Below are 9,596 nucleotides of genomic sequence, written 5' to 3' on the forward strand. Positions count from 1 at the left end.
AAATAGCCATTGAGGTTGATAGGGTTGGGGAAAGGGAGATCAACATTGAGTTTAGGAAAGATACTCTCTCTTATTCATAGAATGTATTATCCTAGGGTAAAGCACCTCTCAACTATATGTTTAAGGTGAAATAAGGGTTTTCGCTACACGGCTAAACACTTACACCGATAGTTTTTACCTAACTTCAGCTAGTCTGGCTTCAGCTTCACTCATAACCTTATCCATATTTTCCAGCATTTCTCCTGGATATTCTTCTAAAACCCTTGTTGATAAATCTATTTTCTTTTTATTGGGTGTATTATCTAGTCCAATTATTACTACTTTTATTTTTTGATTCACTTCAAATAATTGAGTAACAGAACTTACACGCTTCTTACTAATTTTACTAATGTGGAGCAATCCTTGTAATCCATTAAATTCAACAAAAACCCCAAAATCTTTAATGGTTACAATTTTTCCTTCAACTAATTGCCCAATTTCCAGCGTATAAAAAACAGCTTGCTTTTCTGAAAAAATTAATCTGTTTTCTGACGGTTGGAATTCTAAAAAAACCACTTTTAGTGATTGACCAACAAGAGATTGATTGTGTGGTTGCACAAGCTGAAAGCGAGGTATAAACCCCTCTAAATTCAATATTTTGACAACCGCACCACTGTTGTTGGTATGTGTTACTTGTACATCAATAATCTCATTATTAGAATATTTTTCTTCCAAAATATTCCAAGGATCTATATTTTTAGATTGTTGTATCCCCTTCAGACGCTCTTCTAATGTATTAATCTGATTTTTCTTATCTTCTAACTCAATTTCTAAAGTAGAAACTTGCTGACGTAATTCTTCAATTTTCTCATTTAAAATCGAAATATTGTCACCAAACCCATCGGTTAAAATTTCAACTTCACGATTGCCGAATACAGACAGACCCTCTAAATAAGCAGCATAAATCGCTGCACCCTCTGCTACACAAAGGTCTGGTCTAGGATGCTGATATATTTTGTCAGATCCTATGTTTTCAATTAAAAGTTGTCGAATACAAGGAATTCGGCTAGAACCACCCACCAAAATAACGCGATCGACTTCATTGGGCTGAATTTGAGCTTGGTTCCATAACTGGGACAGAATGGATTTAATCTTGTTGAGATACAATTCGATAGAAAGTTCAAAATCCTGTCTTGTTACCATTAAATCTAAATGTTGACCGGGTAGCAGGTCTAAAATAGAACAATAACTACTGTCTATATGGCTAAGGTCATGCTTAATCTTGATTACTGCGTCCTTTAATTTACGTTGAGCAACTCTCTCTTTTTGCACTTCACGGGCATTATCCAAACTAATCTTAGATTGTTCCAGAAACAACTTAGTCAAACATTCATCAAAGTCTATTCCCCCCAGTTTAGAATGCCCCCCTGTTGCTAAAACTTCAAACATTAGCTTATGAGGATTCTGTTGTAACCGGAATAAAGTTAAGTCAAATGTCCCACCACCCAAATCGAAGACCAAAATTTTTTCTTCTTCTCTATCCTGTCGAGTGTGATCAACTTGATCCAAAGCATAAGATAAAGATGCGGCAATTGGCTCTTTTAACAGTTTTTTGAAGTTAATGTTAGCCATTTTAGCTGCTTCTTCAGTATTTTCACAAGCAATTTCATCAAAATCATAGGGGACAGTTACAACTGTACTACGAGTTTGAAACTTTCCTTCAGGATATTGTCCAGTTACATCGCTGTAAATCCTTTTCAGCACTTCCGCAGATAGTTCTATTGGTGAAAATTTTGTTCCTCCAAGAATGATACAGGGTGAAGCATTGTTCATTTTTCGTTTAAACTCTCTAGCCATGTAGCTCGGATTCAATTCGCCCTTACTCAAAGCCGATTTGCCTACCAAAAATTGCTTTTTTTCATCAGTTGAATGATCGGAATCATAGTACACAACTGATTTTAGAGTTCTTTGGCCGAGATCGACCTCATAAGGAACTGGCATTATACCCTTCCAATAGGCGATCGCGCTATTGGTTGTACCCAAATCTATTCCCAGTACCGGATTGTGTTCGGAATCGTATTGCATGATTTTACTACTTCCTTAATTATTGACGATAATTACCATCGCTTCGCGCAGCAGTTGAGGTTGTTTGCCATCCCCCATACTGAACTCATAACCCTTACGAATCACTTCCTTAATAGATTCATTTGGTAATTGAGGATCGGCTTCTTTGTCCAAAGGTTCGTGACGATTCCAGTCTATTGGACTGCCAATCTCTATTTTCATTGTGCTGATGCCCAATGAAGTCAGCAAATCTAGCAAATTTGCTCGCAAAATTCCATGAAAGCCTAGCCAATGTTCGAGTATTTCCTGATACTGGCGGGTTTTCTCAACTAATTCTTTGATAACTGGCTTAGAATAGCGTTCTCCCTCATCTAAATTATCGAGAATTACCAGCACCTTATTTTTGACAAAATTTGTAAAGTTTTTTTGATGGGTCTCGGCTATATCTTGAATGGCGCGGATCTGCTGATAACGCTCTCGTTGCACATGATTTAATTCTGTTTCAATGGCTTGACTCGCTGCATCTGGATCTAAATCGGCATCTACAATATTCCTTAACTGTTGTTGGGTTATTGCCGGTAGCTGAGGTTTAGCTGGCAATTCATTCGCCATCAGCCCATCAACTACACCGCGCAACCGCAAGAAACTGCGATTTATCATTTCTATAACTTCATGTCGTGGTTTTAACCTTTCTTGGATTTTTTCGGGCAATTGTTCTTTTAACTTACGACAATCGGGTAGTAGGTTGCTCTGCCAATTCTCGATAGCAGACTTTAAGTCATAATTTAAAGTGGCATTCAAATTACTCCAATGTTGAGCCTGCTTGTAGTAGTCATCAATATCTTGTTGATCTTGAGCGAGACTAACCTCATCCTTCTGGCAAACGTCCTCAACAAGTTTTGCGATAGCCGGTGGCAGTGGAGGGAAAACCTGATGCTCCAACTGTTGCAATTGATTGATTATTGGGGGCAACTGACTTTCTAAGGCTGTGACACTCTCATTATTTGCTTGCAATTGGCTTTCTAAGCCCATCACCCGCTCGTTTAGCTGTGGAATAATCGGAAAAAGCTGATTTTCCAGGCGTTGTAACTGATTGATTACCTGCGGAAATTGGCTTTCTACCCCTGTGACACTCTGGTTAGTTGTTTGCAGTTGGGTTTCTAAGTTGATTAGGCGAGCGCTCAATGCTTGAATTTGAGTTTCCCAGGCTGACGATAATACCGGAGAGGACTCGGTTTCAGAAGGTAACTGAAAATTTCCGAACACCTTCTCTATCAATTGAGTTAGCCGCTCGTCATCCACACTTATATCATCAAGTGAGAATTCCTCCGTTGCCTTTAACCATTTGTCCGCCCACTGACGCACCGGCTTTATTTTGATTCCCAGATAGTCAGCTACCTGTTGCTCCTGTTTGCCTTTTGCTATTTCTCGGATAATTAGGACTCCCAGCACTAATTCTGGTGAAAACTGCTGAGAAACTATCTGTTCTAGGATAGAATGCTGTTTTTCAGTTATCACAATTGATTTTTCTTTCGTTTTGCCCATTCCCTGGCTCCCCCAAAAATTATAAAAACATGAACGCAAAAATTCTAAAATACCTCGGACAAAGTGGAAGATTACATGAGCCAAATTAAAATTGGCAGATTTTCGGTTTGATGGCGGCGATGTAGTATTTTCCTCAATGGTGGTCAGTTTAGAGTCTGACAACTGATGATCATTCATTAATTCCCTTAACTCCTGAAACTATTATCTTTCCAATGCTTCTTCGATTGTTATCATTTGGGTTTTAGCCTGACCTCGTTCGATCAAAACATCCACTGCTGATAAATCTAAAGAACTATTGTTCTCAAGAGCATATTGACGAATCCCTTGACTAGCCCCGCCAACTGGCAGTTGCACCGCAGTAAAATGAATGATTCCATTTGCATCTAGATCGAAAATGGCAGCCACAGGGACTTTTTCTTTCTGTGGTGGCAATACTGGTAAGTGCAGTTCACCTAAATAAGTATTTTCTTCCGGATCGTTATTTTCGCCCCGATAAACCTTCATTTGGACTTGCTCTTGATAGGCATCTCGTGTGTATCCCAGTACACCCAATCGGCAGGGATAGGTTGTTTGTCTTGGAATAATTGGTTTGAAAAATAGCTTGTCATTCCCATCACGCATATCTATCCCTAGGGAGTGACCTGTAACCTCGCTGATTTGTGGACACTTACCTGCTGCTAAGTATGCTGCCCCATGAGAAACTACTAATGCAACATGGGAAGCTGTATAGGGATCTTTAATTTCCCGTGCCAGCATTTCTCGGACTGCGGGAGTATGAGTTGAACCGCCAACCAAAATCACTCGGTCAATGTCTAGAGCAGTCAATCCTGCATCTGCCAAAACCGATTTCATAATCGTGATGGTGCGTTCCAACAGAGGATTGATCAGCTTGTTGTATTCGTTTCGGGAAATATTTAATTCCAATGAATGACCGAGACAAGTCGTGAATAAACAAGCATCATAAGCACTTGATAATTCAATCTTGACTTGTTCTGCTAGTTCTTTTAGTTTTGCTAGTTCTGTCTCCTTTTTAGGGTGGCTGTTAAGGTCAATCCCTGACTGAGCCTTGAATTCTTTGCAAGCCCAATCTACGATCGCCTGGTCAAAATCATCACCACCTAACCGAATGTCTCCACCGACGGCTTTGGCTTCAAAGCTATTGTTTTTAACAACTAGGATAGATACATCAAATGTGCCGCCCCCTAAGTCATAAACCATAAGGGTCTGATTTCTGCTAGTATCAATCCCATAGGCGATCGCGGCTGCGGTTGGTTCTGGAATTAAACGAAGAACATTTAACCCTGCTTCTTCTGCGGCTTTCTTTGTCTCTGCTCTCTGTGCTTCATTAAAATAAGCTGGAACCGTAATCACTGCATCCTTAACCTCTTCTCCAAGAGCTTGTTGAGCAACTTTAGCAATTTTCTCTAGGATCAACTTGGCGATATCAGTAGGAGAGAGATATTCTCCTCTTTGCTGATAAAGCTTGTTTATATCTCCCATATAACGCTTAGAAGACGCAACACTTTGTTCTGGATAAAGCAGGAATCTTCTTTTGGCGCTTTTTCCTACCATACAACTGCCATCAGGGTGAAAAGAAACCACAGAAGGCATCAGTTCATCTCCCTCGATTGTCAGGGTTTCTATTTTTCCATTACGCCAGACAGAAACAACAGAGTTGGTGGTTCCTAAATCAATACCAAGTTTATAACTCATTTCAGCATTATTTCCTTGTACTTTTGGTCTAACAATAGGTTGAATGGTTGGCGCAGTTTCCCGTTTACCTGCACGGGCGGACACAATTTCAGGTTTCGGAGCAGATTTGGTTTGAGGAACAGTTTTAGGTTGTTCTTCATTCCGATTTGGTAGAAAGTTATTACGATTTGAAGTTTCTTCTACTTTTTGGCTCGTTTGAACCAAGAATAATACCTCTTCTGCACGGGTTAATGCTACATATTTAAGATTCCATTCTTGCTCTAATTCGTGAGATTTTTGTCCTAACCATTTAAGAGGTAGTTTTTCATAATCTAAAATCATCACTCGTCGATTTTGCAGCCCTTTAGCCCGATGAATCGTGGATAGTATTACCCCAAGACGATCATCACTAAATAATTTTTCTAGTTGATTACAGAGTTGTTCAATAGAATAACAGTCAAATCCTTCGTAGCAAGCAATGATACTTTGACAGCGATCGCGTAAAGATTGAATCTTATCTTCATTGTCTGGATTAGATTGTAGCTTTTCTAATTTTTGCTGCTCCCAATCTTTTACATATATGGGTAACTTAGAATAAGTAAACCCCGAACTGCGAGAAATTTCTTGAGCAATGCTGGTAATAGATGTACCAATATCTCGTCCGCGTACACGCGCCGGGATATTCTTGCTAATTAACTCTATACATAGTTCAACCAATGGTGCGGTAGTTCGAGATAAGATTAAATCTCCTTCTTGGACTATACCAGAAAGTTTATCGAGTTTAATTGTCTCAATATCTCCTTCTGGTGCATCTGGGCGTGGTTCAATATATGGAACAATTTCTCTGGCAAGATTAAGATGGGAAGTTGGACAGCGATAGCAGATAGATAAAGGTAGTTCTTTAGCCCCTGTTTCCTTAATAATTTCATCAACACTATCACAATTAGCACCTGCAAATCCATAAATTGCCTGGTGTTTATCTCCAACAAATAATATCCTTCCTCCTTGCCCACGAGCGCGTAATGCTAATTCTAATTGAGCCTTAGATAAATCTTGAGCTTCATCTACAAATATCCAATCATATTTAGGAAGTCGTAGATTCCATTGCACTGGCAGATAAATCATATCATCAAAATCAATGATTTTGGCATTCCGTGCACGTTCTTCTCCATTGGCGATAATCCGAGTCGCTGCTGACAATAATTCATTGAATATTATAGGCTGTTCAAAGTCAATATCTATACCGAAGTGGCGAATCATATTCAAGGTTGTATTGCGATCGCTAGGGTCGGTAAGAGTGACCATTGCAAAATGAACTAAATCGGTCAATTGCTTGGCTATTGTATTTTCATGTAGATAGAGGGTGGCTTCACCCAAACGATTTTTGACACTAGATTTTATCTTATTTAAAATATGTTGAGCTTCCTTATTCGCTAAATTACGATATTTATATTCATCTACTGGCTGAGCTGCACCCAACATTTTAAACAAGCAGCTATTTCCCAGGCTATGAAAAGTTTTAGCTTCCATATTCTGGGGCAGTTTTTCACTCAAGTAATCTGCAATACTTTTATTAAATGCCAAAAATAATGCCTTGCTACCTTTTAGTTTTTTGGCTCCTTCTACTAAAGTTGTAGTTTTACCGCTTCCTGCTACCGCTTGGACAAAACCATCTCCTGAACCTGACTCGATCCACTTGAAGATGTCTTGTTGATATTGAGAGGGTTTGAAATTAGTCATTTTTTAATATTAGAAGCAACTGTACTACTTAAGAGCAACCGGAAATTAAACCTTTCCAACTACTTTATAGCTTTATAGCAATTATTTAATAAAATCGACACAATACTCCTGGCTTGGGGTAAATAACTAGGTTATTATGAGGCTGCGGGAACAGCACTCTTTCTTTACCGTCAATTATAGATTTAGCTAATTATCAATTTAAGCTTTTCTGATCTTTTCCGGCATCAGTATTTTTACTTAATTTCGTTAACAGATGAGGCATCCCGATTGTTTTTCCAGGCATGGGAATAAGCAATTCGCGTTCGCGATCCGCGTTCGCGGAATCGCACATTATCTAGTTCGGTATGTGGGATACGCTATTTTGTCGGTGTCCGCCTAGGGTCTGGGTGTGGCAATTTGTCCATGTCTAGTTCGGTATGTGGGGTACGCTAGTTTGTCCGTGTCCGTCTGGGATGCCGATAGCGTGACACCGGCCTCTAATGGTTCACAGGCCCAATACCCACCGACACCATAACATCCGCTTGTCCCACCCCATCCACTGCCTTGTAGTTCCACCGGCCATCCTGCTTTCACCGTCCCATTAATGCCACCGGCTCTCCAGTGGATGCTGGAGAGCCGAAATTCATCAACCATTCTGCATCTACCGCTCCTCCGAAATCGACCGGCATCACAAAATCTCCTGGCTCCAAAAAATCCACCAGCCCCCGAACATCCGCCTGTGCCATTCCATGCACCGACTTTCTCGCATCCACCGGCACCACAATATCCCCTGGCCCTCCGATATTTACCTGCCCCTCAACATCCAAGGATTTCGGCAAGTTCACCGGCCCCTTAACATCCACCTGCACGAGCAAGTTCCACCGGCACCATAAGATCCAAGGAGGCAGGCAGGTTCACCGAACCCTCAAGATCCAAGGACACAGACAGATTCACCGGCTTTTTTAGATTCAGGGATGCCGGTGAGGTTCAAGGTGTTGGGGAGGCCGGTGATGCCGGTGGTGCCGGTGGATTCTATGATCCCGGTGTGTGCCTGGAGTGGCGATAATATGTATTTTTTCTGGGCCGGTCTAAAATGGCCATAAGATTTAAAATGGACGAGCGTGGCACCGGCACGAACAAGTTCCACTGTCCCCCGACAGATCCACCGGCACGAACAAGTTCCACCGGCCCCCGATAGAGCCACCGGCCTGCAAAAATCCATCGGCCCCTAACAGATCCACTTGTCCCACTCCATACACGGACCCCCGGAGTCCCATCAGCGCTGCAATAATCTACTGATGCCGGTGAATCGCAATAAGTTTTTTGTTGGCTGTTGAGTAACTTGCAGATGGTTAATTAAACGGGGCCGATGGTCTACTTTTATTTAGGGAAGCCCAAAGGGGGGCCGGTGAAATACGGGATTTCTTCGGGTTTTTTGGGGCCGGTGGTATTGCGTGATTTGTCCAGGTTTTCTGGGTGCCGGTGGGGTAATGGCCATGATAATCAAGAATTTTGTCAGTGTGACACCGGCCTCTAATGGTTCATCGGCCATACAGCGCGTCCATCGTCTTCACCGGGCCCTCAACATCTGCTGGGACGAGCGAATTCGACTGGTCTCTCAATATCTTCAAACGCAGACAAATCCACCGGCTCCTTGACATCCCCCATAGCTGGCAAGTTCACTGGCTTTTTTACATCCAGCAGGGGCCGGTGAGGTTCAATATATTGGGGAAGTTAGTGATGCCGATGGGACTCTAGGGGCCGGTGGTTGAAGGTAATTTGCCCAGATTTCGTTCGGTAGTTGGAATACGGGAGAAGGCCGGTGTTTGCTTTGGGTATCAATTCGGTAATTCAGTCCATCTCTAGCTTAGTGCTAGTAGAGATTATGGCGGTGCTGGCAGATACACCGACCTCTCAAAAATCCACTAGCTCTGAACATAAGAATGAGTCATCCTATCCACCTGTTTAACTGGATTGACTACTTTTACTAATTTAACTTCTCAAAAAAACACATTAAATTGCGGATATGAGTGATCGCTGAAGCGACCAGATCATCATTCCAATCACTGTACTCCGCCTGTCCCTGTCCATCCGGCCCCCACACCACGATATACTCATTATCCGTATCGATTTGCACACCAAAACCGTTATCAGATACGTTAAAGACTGCGTAAATCCATTCAGGTTGAAAAGACCATCTCAAAAAAACGGCATTTTCCACTAAGACGGGGAATTCATTAAATAATTCAGCAAAAAAGCGTTGGCAGTAAGCAGGACTCCCGGTTAGAGCAATATCTAGTGGCTCAGTCCACCATTTAGATGATTCTGCTTCATAATTCCAATGGCGAGGATCAATATTCATAGTTGCTAAAACGATGGTCAAACATAAACAGCCATGAGTTTAAGAATTTCCAAGGGTGATAGCGGCCTCCAAAAATTTACTTATTCCCCCTCCTCCACCGACCATTCAAAATCCACCGACCTCTCAAAATTCATCGGCCCCTCCAAACCGACCGGCCTCTCAACATCCCCCATCTCAGACAGATTCACCGGCTTTATTACATCCAGGGAGGCCAGTGAGGTTCAAGGTGTTGAGG

The 9,596-nt window shown here is 41.7% G+C and carries 10 protein-coding genes; 3 read left to right on the plus strand and 7 right to left on the minus strand.

The features are described from left to right. Positions 1 to 174: 174 nt before the first annotated feature. The 6 genes from NG798_RS24470 to NG798_RS24495 all read right to left on the minus strand — a co-directional run bounded on the left by NG798_RS24470 (position 175) and on the right by NG798_RS24495 (position 8,221). Positions 175 to 2,064 (minus strand): Hsp70 family protein, encoded by a 1,890-nt coding sequence (locus NG798_RS24470; protein WP_261226336.1) that lies wholly within the window; start codon positions 2,062 to 2,064, stop codon positions 175 to 177. Between the two features lie 15 nt (positions 2,065 to 2,079). Further along, positions 2,080 to 3,588: a nucleotide exchange factor GrpE gene (gene grpE / locus NG798_RS24475; RefSeq protein WP_261226337.1), complete on the minus strand. Its 1,509-nt coding sequence runs from the start codon at positions 3,586 to 3,588 to the stop codon at positions 2,080 to 2,082. 201 nt (positions 3,589 to 3,789) lie between these two features. Continuing rightward, entirely contained in the window at positions 3,790 to 7,020 is a 3,231-nt protein-coding gene (locus tag NG798_RS24480; RefSeq protein ID WP_261226338.1) for an Hsp70 family protein, read from the minus strand. A 375-nt stretch (positions 7,021 to 7,395) separates the two neighbouring features. After that, positions 7,396 to 7,653: a hypothetical protein gene (locus NG798_RS24485; protein ID WP_261226339.1), complete on the minus strand. Its 258-nt coding sequence runs from the start codon at positions 7,651 to 7,653 to the stop codon at positions 7,396 to 7,398. Further along, a complete protein-coding gene (locus NG798_RS24490) occupies positions 7,590 to 7,838 on the minus strand; it encodes a hypothetical protein (RefSeq protein WP_261226340.1) in 249 nt (82 codons plus the stop codon). Before NG798_RS24490 ends, NG798_RS24485 begins: the two co-directional genes overlap by 64 nt. Before the next feature lie 86 nt (positions 7,839 to 7,924). Continuing rightward, positions 7,925 to 8,221 (minus strand): hypothetical protein, encoded by a 297-nt coding sequence (locus tag NG798_RS24495; protein ID WP_261226341.1) that lies wholly within the window; start codon positions 8,219 to 8,221, stop codon positions 7,925 to 7,927. A 147-nt stretch (positions 8,222 to 8,368) separates the two neighbouring features. Between NG798_RS24495 and NG798_RS24500 the strand changes: the two genes are divergently transcribed. Further along, positions 8,369 to 8,536 (plus strand): hypothetical protein, encoded by a 168-nt coding sequence (locus tag NG798_RS24500; RefSeq protein WP_261226342.1) that lies wholly within the window; start codon positions 8,369 to 8,371, stop codon positions 8,534 to 8,536. Then, positions 8,536 to 8,757, plus strand: a complete 222-nt coding sequence (locus tag NG798_RS24505; RefSeq protein WP_261226343.1) for a hypothetical protein — start codon at positions 8,536 to 8,538, stop codon at positions 8,755 to 8,757. The genes NG798_RS24500 and NG798_RS24505 overlap by 1 nt, the downstream gene beginning before the upstream one ends. A 229-nt stretch (positions 8,758 to 8,986) precedes the next feature. Here the strand turns inward: NG798_RS24505 and NG798_RS24510 are convergent, their stop codons facing one another. Then, a complete protein-coding gene (locus tag NG798_RS24510) occupies positions 8,987 to 9,361 on the minus strand; it encodes a hypothetical protein (RefSeq protein WP_261226344.1) in 375 nt (124 codons plus the stop codon). Between the two features lie 33 nt (positions 9,362 to 9,394). Here NG798_RS24510 and NG798_RS24515 point away from each other — a divergent pair. Next, a partial coding sequence (locus NG798_RS24515; protein ID WP_261226345.1) for a hypothetical protein occupies positions 9,395 to 9,596 on the plus strand: 202 nt, incomplete at its 3' end.

It is taken from the genome of Ancylothrix sp. D3o (genome assembly GCF_025370775.1).
GTDB lineage: Bacteria > Cyanobacteriota > Cyanobacteriia > Cyanobacteriales > Oscillatoriaceae > Ancylothrix.